The 19,072-nt window shown below is 61.6% G+C and carries 21 protein-coding genes and 1 pseudogene; 3 read left to right on the top strand and 19 right to left on the bottom strand.

Features of this window, described 5'->3' with window-relative positions; all coding sequences use genetic code 11:
* Positions 1 to 197: 197 nt before the first annotated feature.
* The gene (locus HGI30_RS04825) at positions 198 to 953 is read left to right on the top strand and encodes a Crp/Fnr family transcriptional regulator (protein WP_168906606.1); all 756 of its coding nucleotides are present in this window, start codon (positions 198 to 200) and stop codon (positions 951 to 953) included.
* A gap of 129 nt (positions 954 to 1,082) precedes the next feature.
* Here HGI30_RS04825 and HGI30_RS04820 read toward each other — a convergent pair whose 3' ends face one another.
* A complete protein-coding gene (locus tag HGI30_RS04820; RefSeq protein WP_168906605.1) occupies positions 1,083 to 1,784 on the bottom strand; it encodes a CPBP family intramembrane glutamic endopeptidase in 702 nt (233 codons plus the stop codon).
* A gap of 92 nt (positions 1,785 to 1,876) precedes the next feature.
* On the opposite strand from HGI30_RS04820, the gene HGI30_RS04815 reads away from it, so the two are divergent.
* Positions 1,877 to 2,614 carry a MerR family transcriptional regulator gene (locus HGI30_RS04815; protein WP_168906604.1) on the top strand — a complete coding sequence of 246 codons (738 nt, stop codon included), beginning with the start codon at positions 1,877 to 1,879 and terminating at the stop codon, positions 2,612 to 2,614.
* A gap of 69 nt (positions 2,615 to 2,683) precedes the next feature.
* On the opposite strand, the gene HGI30_RS04810 is transcribed toward HGI30_RS04815, so the two are convergent.
* From HGI30_RS04810 to coxB, 17 genes and pseudogenes are all read right to left on the bottom strand, one after another.
* On the bottom strand, positions 2,684 to 3,304 hold the full coding sequence (locus tag HGI30_RS04810) for a polysaccharide deacetylase family protein (protein WP_168906603.1): 621 nt from the start codon (positions 3,302 to 3,304) through the stop codon (positions 2,684 to 2,686).
* Between the two features lie 311 nt (positions 3,305 to 3,615).
* Complete coding sequence (locus tag HGI30_RS04805) at positions 3,616 to 3,798, bottom strand: hypothetical protein (RefSeq protein WP_168906602.1); 183 nt, start codon at positions 3,796 to 3,798, stop codon at positions 3,616 to 3,618.
* Positions 3,799 to 3,842: 44 nt separating this feature from the next.
* Positions 3,843 to 4,334 carry a small multi-drug export protein gene (locus HGI30_RS04800; protein WP_168906601.1) on the bottom strand — a complete coding sequence of 164 codons (492 nt, stop codon included), beginning with the start codon at positions 4,332 to 4,334 and terminating at the stop codon, positions 3,843 to 3,845.
* Positions 4,335 to 4,354: 20 nt separating this feature from the next.
* Positions 4,355 to 5,671 carry an ABC transporter permease gene (locus tag HGI30_RS04795; RefSeq protein ID WP_168906600.1) on the bottom strand — a complete coding sequence of 439 codons (1,317 nt, stop codon included), beginning with the start codon at positions 5,669 to 5,671 and terminating at the stop codon, positions 4,355 to 4,357.
* Positions 5,664 to 6,569, bottom strand: a complete 906-nt coding sequence (locus HGI30_RS04790) for an ABC transporter ATP-binding protein (RefSeq protein ID WP_168906599.1) — start codon at positions 6,567 to 6,569, stop codon at positions 5,664 to 5,666. Before HGI30_RS04790 ends, HGI30_RS04795 begins: the two co-directional genes overlap by 8 nt.
* A gap of 29 nt (positions 6,570 to 6,598) precedes the next feature.
* Positions 6,599 to 7,546, bottom strand: coding sequence for an ABC transporter ATP-binding protein (locus HGI30_RS04785; protein ID WP_235680327.1), 948 nt, complete (start codon positions 7,544 to 7,546; stop codon positions 6,599 to 6,601).
* A gap of 21 nt (positions 7,547 to 7,567) precedes the next feature.
* Positions 7,568 to 7,984 carry a GntR family transcriptional regulator gene (locus HGI30_RS04780; RefSeq protein WP_168906598.1) on the bottom strand — a complete coding sequence of 139 codons (417 nt, stop codon included), beginning with the start codon at positions 7,982 to 7,984 and terminating at the stop codon, positions 7,568 to 7,570.
* A gap of 29 nt (positions 7,985 to 8,013) precedes the next feature.
* Positions 8,014 to 8,739 (bottom strand): hypothetical protein, encoded by a 726-nt coding sequence (locus tag HGI30_RS04775; protein WP_168906597.1) that lies wholly within the window; start codon positions 8,737 to 8,739, stop codon positions 8,014 to 8,016.
* A gap of 231 nt (positions 8,740 to 8,970) precedes the next feature.
* Entirely contained in the window at positions 8,971 to 9,996 is a 1,026-nt protein-coding gene (locus tag HGI30_RS04770; protein ID WP_168906596.1) for a globin-coupled sensor protein, read from the bottom strand.
* Between the two features lie 122 nt (positions 9,997 to 10,118).
* Complete coding sequence (locus HGI30_RS04765; protein ID WP_168906595.1) at positions 10,119 to 11,081, bottom strand: carbohydrate kinase family protein; 963 nt, start codon at positions 11,079 to 11,081, stop codon at positions 10,119 to 10,121.
* Between the two features lie 83 nt (positions 11,082 to 11,164).
* Positions 11,165 to 11,269 (bottom strand): annotated as a pseudogene (locus HGI30_RS04760) (LacI family DNA-binding transcriptional regulator); the annotation flags it as partial.
* 12 nt (positions 11,270 to 11,281) lie between these two features.
* On the bottom strand, positions 11,282 to 11,746 hold the full coding sequence (locus tag HGI30_RS04755; RefSeq protein WP_168906594.1) for a DUF420 domain-containing protein: 465 nt from the start codon (positions 11,744 to 11,746) through the stop codon (positions 11,282 to 11,284).
* Between the two features lie 42 nt (positions 11,747 to 11,788).
* On the bottom strand, positions 11,789 to 12,685 hold the full coding sequence (gene ctaG, locus HGI30_RS04750; RefSeq protein WP_168906593.1) for a cytochrome c oxidase assembly factor CtaG: 897 nt from the start codon (positions 12,683 to 12,685) through the stop codon (positions 11,789 to 11,791).
* 146 nt (positions 12,686 to 12,831) lie between these two features.
* Positions 12,832 to 13,152 (bottom strand): cytochrome C oxidase subunit IV family protein, encoded by a 321-nt coding sequence (locus HGI30_RS04745; RefSeq protein ID WP_168906592.1) that lies wholly within the window; start codon positions 13,150 to 13,152, stop codon positions 12,832 to 12,834.
* A 3-nt stretch (positions 13,153 to 13,155) separates the two neighbouring features.
* Positions 13,156 to 13,776: a cytochrome (ubi)quinol oxidase subunit III gene (locus HGI30_RS04740; protein WP_168906591.1), complete on the bottom strand. Its 621-nt coding sequence runs from the start codon at positions 13,774 to 13,776 to the stop codon at positions 13,156 to 13,158.
* A complete protein-coding gene (gene ctaD, locus HGI30_RS04735) occupies positions 13,773 to 15,677 on the bottom strand; it encodes a cytochrome c oxidase subunit I (RefSeq protein ID WP_168906590.1) in 1,905 nt (634 codons plus the stop codon). Before ctaD ends, HGI30_RS04740 begins: the two co-directional genes overlap by 4 nt.
* Before the next feature lie 10 nt (positions 15,678 to 15,687).
* On the bottom strand, positions 15,688 to 16,734 hold the full coding sequence (coxB, locus tag HGI30_RS04730; protein ID WP_168906589.1) for a cytochrome c oxidase subunit II: 1,047 nt from the start codon (positions 16,732 to 16,734) through the stop codon (positions 15,688 to 15,690).
* A 456-nt stretch (positions 16,735 to 17,190) separates the two neighbouring features.
* Between coxB and HGI30_RS04725 the strand changes: the two genes are divergently transcribed.
* On the top strand, positions 17,191 to 18,024 hold the full coding sequence (locus tag HGI30_RS04725) for a hypothetical protein (protein WP_168906588.1): 834 nt from the start codon (positions 17,191 to 17,193) through the stop codon (positions 18,022 to 18,024).
* A gap of 52 nt (positions 18,025 to 18,076) precedes the next feature.
* Here the strand turns inward: HGI30_RS04725 and HGI30_RS04720 are convergent, their stop codons facing one another.
* Positions 18,077 to 18,940 (bottom strand): DUF421 domain-containing protein, encoded by an 864-nt coding sequence (locus HGI30_RS04720; protein WP_168906587.1) that lies wholly within the window; start codon positions 18,938 to 18,940, stop codon positions 18,077 to 18,079.
* Between the last annotated feature and the right edge of the window lie 132 nt (positions 18,941 to 19,072).

The raw sequence follows: 19,072 nt of genomic DNA, 5'->3' as shown, positions 1-19,072 counted from the left end.
GTGTAAGGGGGCGCCTCAGGCGTGTAAGTCCGGGAATTCCCGGATTCGACCGGAGGAAATCCCCCGATCCGCCCCGCCGGCGTGATCGATCTCACAGGAAGATCGGGGAATTCCTCCCTTGCGGTTCAGGAGGTTCCCTGATAACGGCCGGCGGCCGCGTGCTTTATGATGAGAGCAGAAGAGAGGAGCGAGCGGAGATGGCGATGAGACAGCCGGCAGCGGATTCGGCCTACGCAGCACAGAAGGAAGCGGAGCGGACCGGGTATCCGGCCTTTTTTACGGAAATGCAGTGGAGGAGCGTCGAGGCGCTCATGACGGAGCGCTTGGCCGTGGCGGGCAGCTACCTGTTCTGGGAAGGCGAGCAGGCCGACAAGCTGTATATCGTCCTCTCGGGCAAGGTGAAGCTGCGCAAATCGACCGAGGACGGCAAGGCGTTCATCCTGTCGATCCTGCAGAAAGGCGACCTGATGGGCGGTCCCGAGGCCGGACGGCAGTCGGCATACGGCTGCAGCGCCGAAGTCGCCCAGGATGCGCGCATCGGCGTCATCGTCTGGAAGGACCTGGAGGAACTGCTGCTGAGCAGCGGGGAGCTCGCCGTGCGCTGGATGAACGGCATGGCGCTCCAGCAGCGCATCGCCGAGTCGAAGTTCCGCGACCTGTTGCTGTACGGCAAGCCGGGCGCGCTGGCCAGCACGCTGATCCGCCTCTCGAACAGCTACGGACGGCTGCGGCCAGGCGGCCTTGAGATCGGGCTGCGCCTGACCAACGCCGAGCTGGCCGAGTTCATCGGCACGACGCGCGAGAGCGTCAACCGCATGCTCGCCTCGATGAAGCACGAGGGCATCCTCTCGGTCCAAGGCGGCCTCATCACGATCGTCGATCTGCCCGCCCTGCGTCGCGTCTGCGGCTGCCCGGGCTGTCCCGCCTGCCCCAAGGAAGTGTGCCGCATCTAAGAAGCGGGGCGCCTCCTCGCGATTCGGCTCGCCAAAAGCCTCCGACCATCGGACGATGGATGCGGAGGCTTTGGGTCCGGCCGGCACTTGAAAGGGATGCTTCTTGATCCTTCGCCGGCAGGCCCAGCTCTAGCCCATCGCCGTCAGCAGGACGGCGATCGTATTGAAGGCTCCGTGGACGATCATGCCCGGCACGACGGATCCCGTCCGTTCATACGTCCATGCCAGCACGATCCCGCTCAAGAAATTGACGGGCATGGCGTTCAAGGTCGGATAATGAGCCAGCGTGAAGATGAGCGAGCTCAGGACGATCGCCCCCGTCCTTCCCGTGCGCGTCCGCAGCCAGCGATAGATGAATCCGCGATAGAAAATCTCCTCGTACACCGGCGACACGATGCCGGCGGAGACGATGCCGATCAGCAGTCCGGCGAGAGCGGCGTTCTGCTTCAGGCTCTCGGTCTTGCTGTTGTCCACCGTATTCCCGAGCAAGCTGGTTCCATAGACCGCCGCCACGCTGAGCGCGATCAGCGCCAGCAGCCAGAGCAGGATCCTCCACCCGTATCTCGGCGGAAATCGCCTCAGCCCGACTTCCGCCCACGATGCCTGGTTCGGCCTCAGAGCGACGATGTATACTCCCGCCAGAAGAACGACCGCGATCGTCAGGCCGGTGAGCGTGCCGGAGTAAAGCGTATTTCCGAGCCATTCCTCGTAAAGCCTCTGCAGGCCGAATTTGACCGCAATCATGACGAAGACGAATTCCAGGGCGAGCAAGGCTGCGAACTCGCGCCAAGTCCAAGGATCGCTCTTTTTCCAATGTGTTGCTGCTGTCATCCTCAATCCCTCCAAGCTATGTGATATCCTTGGTTCAGGATAAATGGTGACGCAACGTCACCTGCAAGCTTTTTTTCAGGAGGCAGGCCATAATGACGAAATGGACGACAGGACAAGTATCCAAGCAGCGGGACATCTCCGTCCGGACGCTGCGCTATTATGACCAAATCGGCTTGTTGACGCCGAGCGACAAGGATGGGAACGGCCGCAGGCACTATTCCGAGGAAGATTTGTTCACGCTGGAAAAGATCACGATGCTCAAATCGCTCTCGCTGCCGCTCGACGAGATTCGGCAGGTCATGGACAAGCTTTCTTTCCGCCATATCTTGATCGCCCATCATAACCATCTTCAGGAGCAGCTCGCGGCTCTGCAAGGCAGCATCGAGAATACGACCTCCCTCATCCATATGATCGACTTGGAAGGCGAGCTTTCTTGGGACCGGGTGTCCCATCTGATCCGGACCATCCAGCCGAAGTCCAGGCAATGGATCGACTACTTCGGCGAGGAGGAGAGCGCGTTCCTGCAACAAGCGCTTCCAAGCCTCAGCCGCGGCGACTCGGCTACCCAGCATTATGTTTCGCTGCTTCGCCGGATCGAATGGTGCGTGCGGCAGTCCATTCCCCCGGAATCCGAGGAAGGCTGCCGCATCGCCAGCGAGCTCATGAAGCTGTCGCACGAAACGTTCGGCGGAGATGAGGAGCTGATGGACAAGTTCTGGGAAGTGAGGAAGCGGCCTGCCGAGGAGACGGGACTGTATCCGGTATCCAGCGAGGTGCTGGAGTTCGTGGAACGAAGCATCGCGGCCGCATCGCAGCAAGGCGAAGAGTAAAGAAAGCCCGAGCAAGCGGAATCCGGCATCTGTCCGGCATCCGCTTGCTCGGGCTTTTTCAAGCGCTCATCAACCTGGATCGCCGCGCAGCAGCGAGCTCACCGTGTCCAGCCGATAGCTCGCCGCCAGCTCCGGCAGCGCGCGCTCCAGCGCCTCCAGCGTCTGGCGGCGGTCGCCGCCCGCGTCATGCAGGAGTACGATGTCGCCCGGCCTGGCGCCCGAGATCCGCTCCGCCAGCGCGTCGGCGCCGGGCAGCCGCCAGTCCTCGGTGTCGACCGACCAGAGGCAGAAGCCGAGTCCGAGCTCCTCGGCCAGCCTGAGCAGGCGGTCGTCGAACGTGCCGTATGGGCTGCGGAACAAAGCGGGAGCGCGCCCGGTCAGACGCTCCAGCAGCTGCTGGGCTTGTCCGATCTCGCGCCGGGCCGTCTCTTCGGACTCGGCCGTCAGGTCGGGATGATGCCACGTATGGTTGCCGATCTCATGGCCTTCGGCCGCGATGCGCGCCGCCAGCTCCGGCTGCTCCGCCGCCCGCATGCCGAGCAGGAAAAACGTCGCCCTCGCTCCATGCCGCGCCAGCAGCTCCAGCACCTTCGGCGTGTAATCCGGGTCCGGCCCGTCGTCGAACGTCAGGGCGATGCCCTCCGCTCCCTTTCCCAGGCTTTCGATGGTCCTTGCCGCTCCTCGCTCCATGCCCTCCCGCCTTTCTCCTTCGCTCTCGCCTTCATTATAAAGCGGATTCAAAAAGCAGGCACGGATCAATCTTGCTTCAGCAGGAATTCATTCAGCTAGCCTGCCTCCCTCTCGATCAGTTGGCGTTCGGCCTGATGTGGGGGCCGCATCTCCCATTATATCGGATCAGCCGCCCGCCATTTTCCTTTTTTTCGGACCGTTGACGTCGACGTTTCGGACTCCGCCCGACGAGGGGAGCAGACGAAAAAGCATCCCGCATGGAGCGGGATGCCGGCCGTACGTTTACCATGCTGCGCGATGCGGAATGCGCCTCAAGCGCCCGCGGATTTCTTCCGAATCTGCGTCGATAGGCTGTAGATGCTGTAGATCAGTCCCATGACGGCCACTCCGGTAATCAAGCCCTGCCAGAAGTCGTTGAGGGGCGTGCCGAGACGATGGACGAGTACGCTGGCGATAATGAGGACGAGCGTAGCGAGAGGAACGATTTTGTTCATGGATATCTCTCCTGTCCGAATGAAGGATGGGGTTCGGTCAAGCCTCAAGCGTTGATGGCGCTCAGTCCAAGCAGGACGAGGATGCCGGTGCCGACCGCCCATACGACGATGGCGATCGTCTGCCACAGCACCACGGAGCGCTTGGGCGCGCCGGAGGCGATGCAGATCAGCGCGGCGAGATGGTCGCCGATCAGCAGGGGGCCGAGCAGGGATACTCCAGGCACCCCATACTTATGAAACATTTTCTGGCCCTTCTGCCAGCGCTTGTTTTCTTTTTCCTGCGCCTTCTGCGACTTGCCCCGCCCCTGCATCCACTGGCGGAACCGATCGCTGGCCAGGATGACCGCCATGACGGACAACCAGTTGCCGACGATGGCGGCGCTGATCGTCAGCAGCGGCGAGAACCCTACGGCGATCCCTAGCGGGACCGCGAAGTAGCCCTCCAGGAACGGGATCATCGCGACGAGCATGACGCCGAAGAACTGAAAGAAAGGATTTGAGTCTTGAAGCTGCTCGAGAAAGGATTCAAGCTCCATGGTGGAAATTCCTCCTGCTGTCAGATTTTATAAGCCTTCATGGCCTTGCGCAGCTCCTTGAGGCTTGGGCGCTTGCCGTAGAGCAGCACGCCGGTGCGGTAGATCTTGGCCGACAGCCAGCCGAAGACGTAGATGCTGACGAGCATGATGAGCAGCGAGACGCCGATCTCCCAGTACTCGACGCTGCCGACGCCGGAGCGCAGCACCATGACGTACGGCGAGAAGAACGGGATGAACGAGGTGATCTTGACCAGCATGCTGTCCGGCGCCGCCAGGTTGAACATGCCGAGATAGAAGCCCCCGATCGACAGGAACGTCAGCGGCATGACCGCCTGTCCGAGATCCTCGGTGCGGCTGACGAGCGAGCCGACGGCCGCATACAGCGTCGCATACAGGAAGTAGCCGGTCAGATAGAACAGCAGCGCCACGATCAGCAGGTCGGGACTGACCTCGGACAGATGGATGTTCATGTTCCCGAGCGCTTCCTTGTTCGTCGGCAGGCTCACGTTGACGAAGACGGTCAGCACGTAGATGGCGATCTGCAGCAGGCCGACGAGGAACATGCCGAAGATCTTGCCGAACATGCTGTTCAGCGGCGAGACGCTCGTGATGAGCACCTCCATGATGCGCGAGCTCTTCTCGGTCGTCACCTCGCTGGCGATGATCTGGCCCGTGGACATGATCGACATGAACAGCAGGAACAGCATCGCATAGACGAGCCCCATATTGACGCCCTGCTGGGCGGCGGAGCGTCCGTCCTCCTCGCCGGAGCCGGCATTGATCTGGATCGGCTTGACGTCGACCGGCGAGTACAGCAGCAGCTTCTGCTCCGGCGTCAGCCCGGCCGCGTTCGCCTTGACGAGCTGCAGTCCGGCCCGCAGCTCGTCGGCCGCCGAGCCGTCCATCATCTTCTCGGACTTGTAGACGGCGTCGTAGAAGCCGCTGTCCGCATTGGGCTGAAGCTGGATATAGCCGTCGATGCGGCCGTCCGCGATCGCAGCCTTCAGCGCGGCTTCATCCGCGGCCGCATCGCCGGAGGCGTCGATCGGCACCATGGCCAGGCTGCGTCCTTCTTCCGGCTGGGAGGCGAAGTATTCCTCCAGCCAGCGCCCGACGAGCGTCGGCGTGACGCGGCTTTCCGCCGCTTCGGCCTGGACGGAGGCGTAGCCGACCTGCTTGACGCTGGAGCCTCCTTCTCCTTTGAACAAGGAGATGAGGTACGGCAGGTTGATGACGAGCGAGAGGATCGCGACCAGGATGATCGTCGTGACGAGGAAAGCCTTGCCCTTCGTCTTGTTGCGGAACGTGAATCCGGTTACGTTCAGGAAATCATTCATGCGTCTCACCTACCGTCTTGATGAAGATTTCGTTGAGCGTCGGCTCAAGGATCTCGAACCGGCTCACTTCCGCCTGCGCCATCGCATGGCGCAAGATGCCCCTGCCGGACGCCTCGTCGGCGATCCGGATCTCCCAGCCTCCCTGCTCGAGCGCCTTCACGCCGAGCACGCCCGGCAGCTGCTCCAGGCCGGCGATGTCGCCGTCTGCGGCGAGCCGCACCTTTTCCCGAGGGAAGCGTCCCTTGATCTCCTTGAGGCTGCCCTTGAGCACCTCGTTGCCGTACCGCAGGATCGTGATCTGGCGGCACAGCTCCTCGACATGCTCCATCCGGTGCGTCGAGAACAGGATCGTCGAGCCGTTGTCGCGCAGCTCCTTGACCGTCGCCTTGAGCAGTTCGACGTTGACCGGGTCGAGGCCGCTGAACGCCTCGTCGAGGATGAGCAGCTGTGGCTGATGGATGATCGTCGCGATGAACTGGATCTTCTGCTGATTGCCCTTGGACAGCTCCTCCACCCGCTTGCCGTAGTACTCCGGCACGCCGAAGCGCTCCAGCCACTGCTTGAGGCTCTTGTCGGCATCGGACGCGGACATGCCCTTGAGGCGGGCGAGGTAGACGAGCTGATCGCTCACTTTGACCTTCGGATAGAGGCCCCGCTCCTCCGGCAGATAGCCGATGCGGCGCAGCTGCTCCTTGGAGTATGGCTTGCCGTCGTACAGGATGCGTCCTTCGTCTGGAAAGATCAGCCCGAGCACCATGCGCATCGTCGTCGTCTTGCCGGCGCCGTTCGCTCCGAGCAAGCCATAGATTTCCCCGCGGTCCACCTCCAGGCTGATGCCGTTCACGGCGGTCTTGTCTCCGTACTGCTTGATGACTTGATCGACTACAAGCGGTTTCATCGTTGCCATTCCCCCATTCGTGGTAAACATCATCTCGTCTGCCGGATCAGCTGCTCCATGATCTCGTCGAGCTCAAGCGCCCGCTGGCCGGTAATCGGCAGCTCGCGCTCCCGGCACCATCCTTCGGCTTCCCAGGCGCGGCTCGTCACGACGCGGCACGTGCCGCCTCCCGACTCCTCCGCCTGGACAAGTCCCGGCAGATCGGCGATCTCCGGCTCCAGGAGCGCGCCTCCCAGTCCCGGTCCGACATAGAACTGATGCCAGGAGGAGAGTAGCTCATCCTTCTCGTACACGCCGATGATTCGCCCGTCCGCCATGATCGCGATGTAATCGGCCAGCCGCTTGACCTCGTCCAGAATATGCGTCGCCATCAGGATCGTATGCCGCCCCCGCTCCATGTAGCGGTGCAGCTCCCCGACCAGCTTGCGCCAGGACAGCGGATCGAGTCCCGAGGACGGCTCGTCGAGCAGCAGCAGCTCCGGCTCGCGGGCAAGCGCCAGCGCCAGCTCGAACTTGCGCCGCATGCCCTTGGACATCTTGCCGAGCCGCTTGGACGGCTCCACCTCGAATTCCCGCAGCAGCCGCTCGAACTCGCCCTGGTTCCAAGCCGGGTACCAGGCGGAGATGAACTCCGCCTGGCTCGTGCCTCGGAGCGAGGCTTCGATCTTGCTGTCCTCTTCCGGCACATAGGCGATCCGCCGCTTGAGCTCCGTATCGTCATCGCCGTGGCCGACGCTCTGTCCGAGCAGGCGCACCTCCCCTTGATCCGCCGCCGTCAAGCCGAGCAGCAGCCGGAATGTCGAGCTCTTACCGCTGCCGTTCGGGCCGACGATCGCGGTGACGCAGCCGACCGGCGCCTCCAGGTTCAGCGGCCCGAGCCGGAACGCCTTGCGCAGCTGGACCGCCCCTGCCAGCGATACCGCGGCTTCCGCCGGTTCCAGCTCAGCCGCTTGGGCGTCTGATCTCATCTCCCGCATGCCCGATCTCCCCCTTCTCCGTCAAGATGGTTCTTCCCTGTCCCCTGCTTCCTGTCCGCAGCGCCGGTCCAGCTCATCGGCGAACAGCCTCTCGAGCTCCGCGCGCTTCAGCCCGGCCGCCCGGCCGGCATCGACGGCCGCGCGGATCGCTTCCTCGGCCGCTTGCCGCAGCTGCCTCGTGCCGGCCTCGGCGTCGACCTTGGCGACGAAGGTGCCGCTGCCCTGGCGGGAGCGCAGCAGCCCCTCGGCCTCGAGATCCTGATACACCCGCCGGATCGTAATGAGGCTGCAGCCGAGCGACTGGGCCAGCTCCCGATTGGACGGCAGCAGCGTATTCTCGGTCAGCTGCCCGCTGACGATGAGCGCCCGCAGCTGCGATTCGATCTGATGATACAGCGGTTCCGCGCTGTTTTCGTTAATTTGGATGGGAAGCCGCACGGCCGCACCTCGTTTCGTTCATGATCGCCTTAGGCGTGGAAGCTCCGCCTCCCGAGCGAGCGCGCTATCAGCCGGTGGACCGCGATCGTGACCGCCGCACCCGCGGCTGCCGTCGCCAGCATCGGCAGCCAGCGGCCGGCCGCGGCCTGCTCCAGCGTCCAGCGCATGATCTCGAAGCCGCTTGCGGAGAGGATCGATCCGACGACGATGAGCACGGCCGTGACGATGGAGCAGAAGAGCAGGTAGAGCTTGCCGTCCATCACGATCTCCAACCAGGCGTACAGGCTCCCTCCCGCCGCCGCGTACCCGATCCAGAACAGCGCGTACAGCGCCATGCCTCCCGGATCGATCTCATGCCTCAGCACCATCGCGTATTGAAGGGCCATCAGCAGGAGCAGCGACGGCACGAGCAGCGTCAGCATCGTCAGCAGCCGTCCGGCCGCGATCTGGCTGCCGGTGATCGGCAGCTGCCTCCATGCGGCGAGCTTGCCGGACATGTAATTCAGCCGCCATCCGCCGAGCGTCGCCCGGTTGAGGAAGAACCCGAAGCAGGGCAGAAGCGCCAGCATGATGAAATTGGCCGCGCCGCCTGAGTACCAGCCGCCTTCCGGCGCCTGCGGCTCGGTCAGGTCGCCGAGCAGCGGAAAGGTCGTGAGCGCGAAGTACAGCACCAGGATCAAGTTGAGCCAGGACCCGTGCCCGGCCAGGCTCCATTCGTATCGGGCCAGCCTGACGGCCCCTTTCCACGTGCTCATGACATGCCCCCTATGCGTTCCGGCCGCGTTGCGGCTTTTCGTCGATCAAGTGTATTTAATGTGTATATCTTTATATACACTATACACAGCATTTCCTGCTTCTGTCAATAGGCAGGAACAGAGAAAAAGCCCGCCTCTTCCCTGCCTTCCCGGCGGGGTCGATGCGGGCTGCCGCATGGCAAGCGCTTCGCAGGCTAGACATGCTCGTCTTGCTTGTCTTGCTTGTCTTGCTTAGAGCGGCTCGGCCGCCTCGGCCTCTTCCTTGAGCCTCTCCAGCTCCTTCGACACCTTTTCGATCATGCCGATGAACAAGCCCAGCTCCGCGGAGCTCTCCGCCTGCTCCTGCGCCGCTCCCGACGTTTCGGCGGACAGCGCCTGCACGCGGGAGAGCGCGGCCGTGATCGACTCGACCTTGTCCCGGATGAGATCGAGCGACTCCTTGGAGTGCCGAGCGAGCTTGCGGACCTCGCCGGCGACGACCTCGAAGCCGCGTCCGGCGTCGCCGGCACGGGCCGCCTCGATGGCAGCGTTCAGCCCGAGCAGATGGGTCTGCTCGGAGATGCCGTTCATGATCGAGCCCATCGACTCGATGCCCTCGATCTGCTCGCCGAGCAGGTCCAGCTGCGCCATCGTCTGCTCCTGGGATTCGGCGGTCCGCACCGCGAGGCGGCCGACCGTATCGGCGCTGCGGCCGACCTGCTCCATGCCGGCGGCCAGCTCCTGCACGGCCGCGCTGACGCCGGTCAGGATGTCGCTCTGGCTGTCGCTGATGCGCTGCAGCTTCGCCTTCTCGTCCCGCTCGTACGCCTCCAGCACGAGCTGCGAGTCGAGGTTGAACATCTTGGACAGCGCATGCAGCACCATCCTCCAGCGATCGGGCAGCGCAGCCGCCAGATGAGCGGAAGCAAGGTCCAGATAGATCATGTACGTGCCCAGATACCACTGGCTCGTCAGTCCGATCCGGGAGTGGATGGCTCCGATCTTCAGCCGCTCCTCGAAGTAGCGTTCATCGATCGTGCCCGCCGTCATCGACAGGAAGTAGCGCCTCTGCGTCTCCTTGAGCCGATCCAGCGTGCTGTGGCGCTCGATCAGCGCCTTCAGCTCCGGCTGGCGCTCGATCTGCTCGTACAGCGCCTGCACGATCCCTTCGGCTGCCGCTTCGAAGACGGGAGCCGCCCCGCGTAGGAGCTGCAGATCCTCGTCCTTGAGCCCGATGTAGTCCAGCTGCTTCTGTCTTGCTGCGGATAAAGCGATCACCGTTTTCCATCTCCTTGTATCGCGATGTAGTCCATCTGACTCCTATCGGCCGGCGGCTATGGAAAATGAAGGGCGCCCGCCATCCTGCGGCGGGCGCCCCAATCTCCTTCTTCGAGCCGCGCTCAGCGGCTTCCCGCCAGCATGTCCTCGACCTCGTGCGGCCTCGGGAGCGCCGCGATCGCGCCAGGCCGCGTCGTCGTGACCGCCGCCGCCGCATTGGCGTAGGCGAGCAGCTCGCGCGCCGCGCGCTCGTCGATGCCGGCGCGGAAGTCCGGCCGGCGATGGATGCCGTACAGCAGCGCGCCGATGAACGAGTCGCCTGCCCCCGTCGTATCGACCGCCTTCACGGCATGGCCAAGCACGTCCGCGCGGAAGCCGCGGCTCAGCCAAGTCGCGCCCGCCGGACCGCGCGTGTAGACGACATGCTCGACTTCGCCGGTCAGCAGCGAGCTCAGCGCCTCCTCCTCGTCCTCGATGCCCGTGATGAACGCCAGCTCCTCGTCGCTGATTTTCACGATCCGAGCCAGCGGCAGGAACTCCAGGATCGCCCGGCGGCACGCCTCCGGCGACGGCCAGAGCGGCAGCCGCACGTTCGGATCGAAGCTGACGATCCCTCCCGCCTCGCGGCACTTGGCGATGGCCGCCCGATGCGCCTCCTTGACCGGCGCGTCGATGAGATCGACCGAGCAAAAATGGAGCACGTCCCCTGCCGCGAACCAGTCGCCGATCTCCTCCGGACGCAGCAGCATGTCCGCGCTCGGGCTCCGGTAAAAGCTGAATTCGCGGTTGCCGTCTTCCTTGAGGCTGACGAAGGCCATGGCGGTATTCGCTTCGCCCGTGCGCAGCACGCGCGTGGTGTCGACGCCGACCTCATCCATCGTCTCCACGAGGAAGTCGCCGAACGCATCCTCGCCAAGCTTGCCGATGAAGGCGCTGGAGCCTCCGAGGCGGGCGACCGCGCAGGCGACGTTGGCGGGAGCTCCGCCAGCCGCTTTCGAGAAGGCCGTCACCTCCTTCAGCCCGACTCCCTTCTGCTCGGGAATCCAGTCGATCAGCGCCTCTCCGATGGTGAACACGCGACTCATGTATCGCCTCTCCTCTCCATGCCTCCGATGCTCGGCCATCACCCTTGATAGGCGCATTATAGGATGCGGCAGGCTCGGCGCGCCTTGCTCCTCGTCGCCTCGCTGTTGCAGCCGCGGTCGTTCATGACCCGGGATACGGTCGTCACGGACACGCCGGCGCGGGCCGCGACATCATGAATGGTCGCCATGAGCCACGCTCCTTACAGCCGGAACAGGATGTCGAATACCGGCTTCGTATGCCCGCCTGGATACAGGATGTACAGCATGACGTAGACGGCGACGCCGGTGATCGCGGTGATGAACCAGATGACCGAGGTGACGCGGCCGAGCCGGCGGTGCCTGGCGTACTTCTCCTTGAAGCCGAGCACGAGCGTCGTGATGCCGAATACGGCGGCGACCGTCGCCAGAATGATATGGAAGATCAAGAACACGTAGTAGTACGGCGCCAGGCTGTCCGGGCCGCCCCAGTCCGTATTGCCCACGAGCAGCGTGCGGGACGAATAGATGATGAAGAACAGGATCGCGGCGATGGCGCCGGCGATCATCATTTTCTTGTGGGCTTCCAGCCGGCGCTTGATCGCCAGGTTCCAGCCGATGGCGACAAGGATGGCGCTGACGACGATGAAGAACGTGCTGATGGTCGGAAATAACATGTACAGATCCAAGCTGATTCCTCCGCTTCGTAGGTAAGGGCGAGAGCCGTCCGGTTAAGCCGGATCGGCGCTTCGCAGATCGCTGTCGTTGTCGGCGTTCTCGTGACGGTACCACTGGGCGAAAATGAAGCCAAGGATGCAGCCGTACATGATTTCCTGCACGAGCTTCATCAGGATGCCGCCGAGCTGCTGGTCTTCCTTGGCGCTCATCAGATTGAAGAACATCGGGCCCTGGAACTGGTCCAGCAGCCACTTCGTGTCTCCGGATACGCAGAAGCTCATCGCCTGCGCCCAGACGAGCGGGTCGTTGTACACGCCATACATCGATTCTTCGGCGAAGATGATGAGCGCGCAGGCTGGCGTCAGCAGCACGCCGCTGGCGAAGACGTACGCCATCTTGCGGAGGCCGTTGAGCCGGTTCCATTCCGGCACCGGACAAGTAATCTGCCACCACATGATCATGGCGGCGATGAACAGCGCTAGATAGTACGCTTCATGCAGCCAGTATCGCGTCATCACATAGTCATGGATGTCGGGCAGATGGTACAGCGAGAACAGGACGTTGAACAGCAGCAGCGAGAAGATCGGATTCATGATCGGGCTCAGCCGCCTCCAGAACGGAGCGCCGAACGCCGAGCGCCATATGTAGGCCGGGATGCCCATGATGATGAGCGGCGGCGCGATCAGATAGCTGATCGACATGTTGCCCATATGGAAGGAAAACATCATATGCCCGAGCAGGTTGAGCGGTCCTCCCTGCGCGAGATAGAGCAGCACGAGGCCGGATACGGCCATGACTTGATTCCAGAAGCCGGGACGTTCCTCAAGCGGATGATACTTTTGCCTCCACGGTCCGATCAGATAGAAGTAGCCGATCAGCATGGCCAGCATAATGAACAGCAGCCAAGGGCTCCATAGCGCCTTAAAGCTGAAATATTCGAGTCCTAGCATAACGAGTCATCTCCTTCAAGCTTACTTTACCGGAAGCGGACAGCCAAGGCAAAGGGCAATATTGCGAACGCTGTCATGCCCGTCAAAAAAAAGAAAAAGAGGAGCGTCTGCAGGCAGACGCTCCTCTTGGATCTTTCATGCGCGGCTTACCACCAAGTCCAGTATTCCGCCATGATGACAATCGTAAACACGACGAACACGCCGCTGAGGATGCCGACGATCGGAAACAGATGTCCCCGGTCCTTCATGTGCATCCAGAATCCCATCTGGATGATGACCTGAAGAACGGCCATCACCAGCAGCAGGATATAGGTGAAGGAAGTGTTGATCTCGCCGCCGATGACCGTCGCGAAGGCGACGAGCGTCAGCAGCACCGAGAAAAGATACGCGACGATATGCTTGCGCGGACCTTCGTGCTTGTGCCGCTTGGCGGGTTCTTCGGAATGGGTCGTATGATTGGCTGCCATTCGTTACCCCACCTTTCCCATCAGATAAACGACGGTGAAGATGAACACCCATACGACGTCGATGAAGTGCCAGTACATGCCGGCTACATACACTTTAGGAGCCGTCACGACCGTCAGGCCTTTGCGGGCGACTTGGAAAATCAGGAGCGAGATCCAGACGATGCCGAACAAGACGTGCGCTCCGTGGAATCCGACCAGCGTGTAGAACGACGAGCTGAAGGCGCTCGTGCTGAACCTATGCCCTTCGTGGGCATACTCGACGAACTCGTAGATCTCCAGACCGAGGAAGCCGACGCCGAGGATGACCGTGACGATCAGCCACAGCTGCATGGCCTTCACCTGGTTGCGGTGCATCGCCTGGATCGCGAACACGCTCGTCAGGGAGGAGGTCAGCAGCAGCACCGTCGCGATGGCGACGATCGAAAGCTTGAACAGCTCCTGGCTGGTCGGGTTGCCGTCGCCGACTTGGTCGCGAAGTGCCAGGAAGGCGGAGAAGAGGGTGCCGAAGAGCACGGTCTCGCCCCCAAGGAACAGCCAGAATCCGAGGACCTTGTTGCGTCCTTCTAGGGTCGCCCGTTCCGGCTCATGAGGCAGCTGGCCGTCTAGATGCGAATGTGCGCTCATGCCTTAACCTCCTTGCCCGTAATTTCTTCCGGCTCGATGTGGAAGCCGTGGTCATCCTTGAGGGAACGGACGACCATGCAGCCCAGCGTAATCAGCAGGCCCGCTCCCGCTACCGCATGGGTGGCGAACAGATCATGGAGGATGCCGGTCCATTCGTTCTCGGCGTACATGAAGCCGAAGCCGGCGATGAACAGTCCAAACGACATCAGGAACGGCAGAATCGACGGGGACGGCATATGGATCGGTCCGATCGGCTCGGCCGGCGTCATGCCCTCGTTGCCTTCCATTTTTTCTTTCCAAAGCGCGTCGTAGCCGCGGACGAGCGGAGTCTGCGCAAAGTTGTACTCCGGAGCCGGGGAAGAAATGGACCACTCGAGCGTGCGTCCGTCTTCCCACGGGTCATTGCCTGCCGTCTTCGGCTTGGCGGCCGTGACGATGATGTTGATGATGAAGAGAATCGTGCCGACGCCCATCAAGAAGGCGCCGATCGTGCTGATGAGGTTCATCGTATTGAAGCCCAGTCCGTCCAGATACGTCCAGACGCGGCGCGGCATGCCGAGCAGGCCGAGGAAATGCTGGACGAAGAACGTCAGGTGGAAGCCGATGAAGAACGTCCAGAACGTCAGCTTAGCCAAGCCTTCGTTCAGCATGCGGCCGAACATTTTGGGCCACCAGTAGTGCAGGCCGGAGAACAGGCCGAGGACGAGGCCGCCGACGATGACGTAATGGAAGTGCGCGACGACGAAATAGCTGTCGTGATACTGGAAGTCCGCCGGCGCTGCCGCCAGCATGACGCCGGTGACGCCGCCCATGACGAACGTAGGCACGAAGCCGACCGCGAACAGGTTGGCCGCCGTGAACTTGATCGAGCCGCCCCACATCGTGAAGATCCAGTTGAAGATCTTGATGCCGGTCGGAACGGCGATCAGCATCGTCGCGATGGAGAACAGCGCGTTCGCCACCGGACCGAGGCCGACGGTGAACATATGATGCGCCCAGACCATGAAGCCGAGGAAGCCGATCAGCACGGTCGCGAACACCATCGAGCTGTAGCCGAACAGGCGCTTGCGCGAGAAGGTGCTGATGACCTCGGAGATGATGCCGAAGGCCGGAAGGATCAGGATATAAACCTCAGGGTGACCGAAAATCCAGAAGATATGCTCCCATAGGACGGTGTTGCCGCCGCCGCTGACTTCGAAGAAGTTGGCGGAGAACAGGCGGTCGAACATGAGCGCGACCAGGCCGACCGTCAGAGCCGGGAAGGCGAACAGGATCAGTGCCGACGTGATGAAGGCCGTCCAGGTGAACATCGGCATGCGCATAAAGCTCATGCCCGGTGCGCGCATGTTGATGATCGTGACAAGGAAGTTGATGCCGCCGACCAGCGTGCCGATACCGGCGATCTGCAGGCCGAGCACATAGTAGTCGACGCCTTTGCCCGTGCTGTAGGTCGGGCTCGCCAGCGGCAGGTAGGACGTCCATCCGGCGTCCGGCACCGCTTGGGCGATCCAGCTCAGGTTGAGCAGCAGGCCGCCGAACAGGAAGGTCCAGAAGCCGAGCGCGTTGACGAACGGGAACGCGACGTCGCGCGCCCCGATCTGCAGCGGGACGATGGCGTTCATCATCGCGAAGATGATCGGCATCGCCGCGAGGAAGATCATCGTCGTGCCGTGCATCGTCAGCAGCTCGTTGTATGTATCCGCTCCGACGAAGTCGTTGAGCGGCTTCCAGAGCTGGACCCGGATCAGCAGCGCCTCGAGGCCGCCGATCAGGAAGAAGAATCCACCGGCAATCAGGTAAAGGATGCCGATTTTTTTGTGGTCAACAGTCGTAAGCCAGTCCATAAGACCGGTATAACGCTTGACCGGATGTGCATGAGCCAAGGCTGGTACCCCCTTCATTACCGATAGGTTATTGCTCCACGTTCAGCTTGTATTCCGACAGATACTTGGAGATGCCCTCGATCTGTTCCGGAGTCAGGTCAACCTTCGGCATGGAGTTGCCTGGCTTAACCGCTTGCGGATCCTCGATCCAACGCTTCAAGTTGTCATAAGTCGAGCCTTCGTTCTTGTATTTGGGATCGTCCGTGTTGACGAGGATGCCGGCGACCGTTTCCTTGTCGCCTATGCCCGTCAGGTTCGGATACAGCTGAAGCCCTTTGTCGCCTACGGCATGGCAGGTGAGGCACTGCTTCTCGAACACTTCGGCGATCGCCGGATCGGCCGGCAGCTTGCCCGGCTCCTTCATCGCCGCTACCCAGCGGTCGAACGCGCCTTCGTTGACGGACTTGACCTTGAAGTCCATCAAAGCATGGGAAGGTCCGCACAGCTCGGCGCACTTGCCGAGGTAGACGCCGTCATTGTCGGCGCTGAAGAACATCTTGTTGACGTTCGCGCCCGGGTTCGTGTCGATCTTGCCCGCGAGCGCCGGAATCCAGAACGAGTGGATGACGTCGGCGGATTTCGTCTGCACCGAGATCGTCTTGCCCGTCGGAATCATCAGCTCCTGGGAAGTCTTGATTCCGTATTGAGGGTATTCAAATTCCCACCAGTATTGATGAGCGGTTACGATGACCTGAACCGCATTGGGATCTTTCGAGTAGTCCTTGGCCAAGCCGAACACATGCTTGACGGTCGGCACGCCGAGGATGAGCAGCAGTACGATCGGAATGACCGTCCAGATGATCTCCAGCTTGTGGTTGCCTTCCACCTGCACGGGGATCTTGTCGTTCGGACGCCGACGGAATTTGACGATGACGTAGAACGCCAGCGCGAATACGACGATGACGACGAGCACCATGATCAGAATGGACAGCTTCATCAATCCAAATTGCGCTTCCGCCACCGGACCTTGCGGATTTAGAGTGGACAAATCCTCTCGTCCGCAAGCGGATAAGAGCAAGGCCATCCCTGCGAGCAGCGGCAGGAGACGTCGTGCAAGGTGCCACCTTTTCATCATTCATCAACCCCACTTTTGACATTTTCGCCATTTGCCCAAGCAAAAACGGAGAACCGCCGGAGGGCAGCTATCCGTTTACGGAATCAATTTAGAAGTTGGAAAACTCGCCGGCCCTTGCCGGTTAAACGCTTTCTCTTCCTTATGTACGGCTTGCGGCAAATGCTTCATGCACAGCTGTAAAATGGCAACTCCTGCATGTCAATTACTTTATTAAATATAAAGTTGAAGCCCTTAATTGTCAATGTTCCACAGAGAGTTCACAAATTGTTCTCAAAGCTGTCAAAAAGCCTTTTAGCGCCGTTTCGGAAGGCATATCAGACGAATTTCCCCTCTTGCTCCTTATCATTTTTAACCAAAGCCGTGGGCATTTATGTATGCTTCCGAAGACGCATATTTGAGGCTCCAGGGCGAACCCTAACGGCATGGCTCGATACTCTGAAGGAGGCCTGATGACTGATGCCAATCCCGCGCAAGACCGCCCTGATCCATACCTTGCTCGCCCTGACGATCGCCGCCTCGGGCTGCGGCTACAAGCAGCTCGTCCAGGACAGCGACCAGAACTACGGCACCCGACAAAAGAACGATCCGAAAGCATACGGCAGCCGGATGTACGGCAATTCCGGATCCAGCGCCAACCAGCACGACAACCGCTTCATGGAATACAGCGCGCATCTGTCGCGCGAGGTGACCGGCCTGAACGGCGTCGCCCAAGGCATCGTCATGCTGACGGACCGCAACGCCTACGTCGGCATCGTGCTTGACTGGACGGCGACCCATCCCGTCAAGAGCGGCAGCAAGATCATGCGCGAGCAGGACAACGGAGGCTGGATGGAAGGCGTCTACGACAACAAGACCGGCAGCGACACGTGGAGCAACCGCCAGCTCGTCACGCCTTACAATTCCTATTTTTCGGTCAACGATCACAACGAGCTCTCCTCCAAGCTGAAGCAGACGATCGCCATCCGCGTCCGCAAGCTGGCGCCGTCCGTCCAGGAGGTCCACGTCACCGCCAACCGCGACGTCGTCAACCAATTCGTCGAATATGCGCGCGAGTCCTGGGGCGGACGCGATCTGAACCGCTACATCGAGCCGTTCAACGTGCTCGTGCAGAAGCATTTCGCCGGCGGATCGGCCATGCCCGTGCCGCTCAACCTCATCAAGGAGCGAGCCGCGAAGGGCAAGGGCGTCGAGGGCAAATCCGTCTCGCAGAGCGGCCATGCCGGCAGCAATCCGAACAGCGGCAACTTCGGCAACCCGGGCCTGGCTCGAGGAGAAAAGGGAGCCCGCTGATTGCCAGCCGTTCCTTTTCTTCTTATTATATAGAAGCTTTCCGAGCGGGAGGTCACTTCAGCTCCGGCTGCGCCTGGCGGATCACTTGCTTCAGCTGGCGCGAGCAGGAGAGAAGCGCCTCCCGCTCTTCTTCGTTGCGGGCGAACCGTCCGAACTGTTCGAGGTCCGACTCGCATTGCTGCAGCGTCTGCAGCAGCTGCTGGCGCGCGGTCGGCTTCGCCGGTGCGAGCGAGCCGTCCTGCGATCCCGTCTGCACGTCAAGCTGGCCTTGATCGTCGATCTGGGCGAGAAAGACGCGCTCCGGCGTCACCTTGAGCTTGGCCAGCTCATGCCGCAGCCACTCTTCGTCCTTGCCGGTGCTGCGCAGCGGCTCCTGCAGCACCTCCCCATCCATCATGACGGTTTGCGGCTCCATCTCCTTGCCCATTTTCCAGCCGAGCATGGCAGGCGTGAGCGGCTGGTTCTCCTTTTTCAGCAGCACATTGATCTCCCCGCTCTTCTCCATGACGGCGAACTCGACCTCCGCTACCTTGAACACGCTCTTCTTGCGCAGCTGCTCCAGCAGCTCGTCGAGCGTAATCCGTTCCTTGAACAGGTTCGTCTCCAGGATAGAGCCGTTCTTGATGAGCACCGTCCCCTGTCCATCGGCGATGCCGCGGACCCAGCGACTCTTGAGCGTCCAGAACTCGATGCCGACCGACACGATCGTCCACGTGCCGATCGCGACGAAGCCGAGGTACCACTGCGTATCGGTGTCAAGGGAGATGTACCCGGCGATGTTGCCGATGGTGATGCCGGTAATGTATTCGAACAGGGACAGCTGGGAGATTTGCCGCTTGCCGAGCAGCTTCGTCACGAGAAACAGAACGACGACCGAGCTCAGCGTGCGCAGGATAATTTCGAGCCATAGCGACATGCAAGCTCCTCCTTCCTTCCGTATGTTTCCTATCGTGCTCCAATCGCCTTTTGTCCATGCGTGCGCAAAGAAAGTTGTTGCCAGCCACCTCCTCCGCATGATAGGATATCCCTCCGCTCTCTTCCGCATTTC

Source organism: Paenibacillus albicereus, from assembly GCF_012676905.1.
Classification (GTDB): domain Bacteria; phylum Bacillota; class Bacilli; order Paenibacillales; family Paenibacillaceae; genus Paenibacillus_O; species Paenibacillus_O albicereus.
Note: the sequence above shows the minus strand (reverse complement) of the source record. Positions and strands in the feature narration are given on the sequence as shown.

Coding starts and splice junctions, on each gene's coding strand:
- HGI30_RS04825 (WP_168906606.1), top strand. CDS start 198: ATGGCGATGAGACAGCCGGCAGCGGATTCGGCCTACGCAGCACAGAAG.
- HGI30_RS04820 (WP_168906605.1), bottom strand. CDS start 1,784: ATGACAGCAGCAACACATTGGAAAAAGAGCGATCCTTGGACTTGGCGC.
- HGI30_RS04815 (WP_168906604.1), top strand. CDS start 1,877: ATGACGAAATGGACGACAGGACAAGTATCCAAGCAGCGGGACATCTCC.
- HGI30_RS04810 (WP_168906603.1), bottom strand. CDS start 3,304: ATGGAGCGAGGAGCGGCAAGGACCATCGAAAGCCTGGGAAAGGGAGCG.
- HGI30_RS04805 (WP_168906602.1), bottom strand. CDS start 3,798: ATGAACAAAATCGTTCCTCTCGCTACGCTCGTCCTCATTATCGCCAGC.
- HGI30_RS04800 (WP_168906601.1), bottom strand. CDS start 4,334: ATGGAGCTTGAATCCTTTCTCGAGCAGCTTCAAGACTCAAATCCTTTC.
- HGI30_RS04795 (WP_168906600.1), bottom strand. CDS start 5,671: ATGAATGATTTCCTGAACGTAACCGGATTCACGTTCCGCAACAAGACG.
- HGI30_RS04790 (WP_168906599.1), bottom strand. CDS start 6,569: ATGAAACCGCTTGTAGTCGATCAAGTCATCAAGCAGTACGGAGACAAG.
- HGI30_RS04785 (WP_235680327.1), bottom strand. CDS start 7,546: ATGCGGGAGATGAGATCAGACGCCCAAGCGGCTGAGCTGGAACCGGCG.
- HGI30_RS04775 (WP_168906597.1), bottom strand. CDS start 8,739: ATGAGCACGTGGAAAGGGGCCGTCAGGCTGGCCCGATACGAATGGAGC.
- HGI30_RS04765 (WP_168906595.1), bottom strand. CDS start 11,081: ATGAGTCGCGTGTTCACCATCGGAGAGGCGCTGATCGACTGGATTCCC.
- ctaG (WP_168906593.1), bottom strand. CDS start 12,685: ATGCTAGGACTCGAATATTTCAGCTTTAAGGCGCTATGGAGCCCTTGG.
- HGI30_RS04745 (WP_168906592.1), bottom strand. CDS start 13,152: ATGGCAGCCAATCATACGACCCATTCCGAAGAACCCGCCAAGCGGCAC.
- HGI30_RS04740 (WP_168906591.1), bottom strand. CDS start 13,776: ATGAGCGCACATTCGCATCTAGACGGCCAGCTGCCTCATGAGCCGGAA.
- ctaD (WP_168906590.1), bottom strand. CDS start 15,677: ATGAAGGGGGTACCAGCCTTGGCTCATGCACATCCGGTCAAGCGTTAT.
- coxB (WP_168906589.1), bottom strand. CDS start 16,734: ATGATGAAAAGGTGGCACCTTGCACGACGTCTCCTGCCGCTGCTCGCA.
- HGI30_RS04725 (WP_168906588.1), top strand. CDS start 17,191: ATGCCAATCCCGCGCAAGACCGCCCTGATCCATACCTTGCTCGCCCTG.
- HGI30_RS04720 (WP_168906587.1), bottom strand. CDS start 18,940: ATGTCGCTATGGCTCGAAATTATCCTGCGCACGCTGAGCTCGGTCGTC.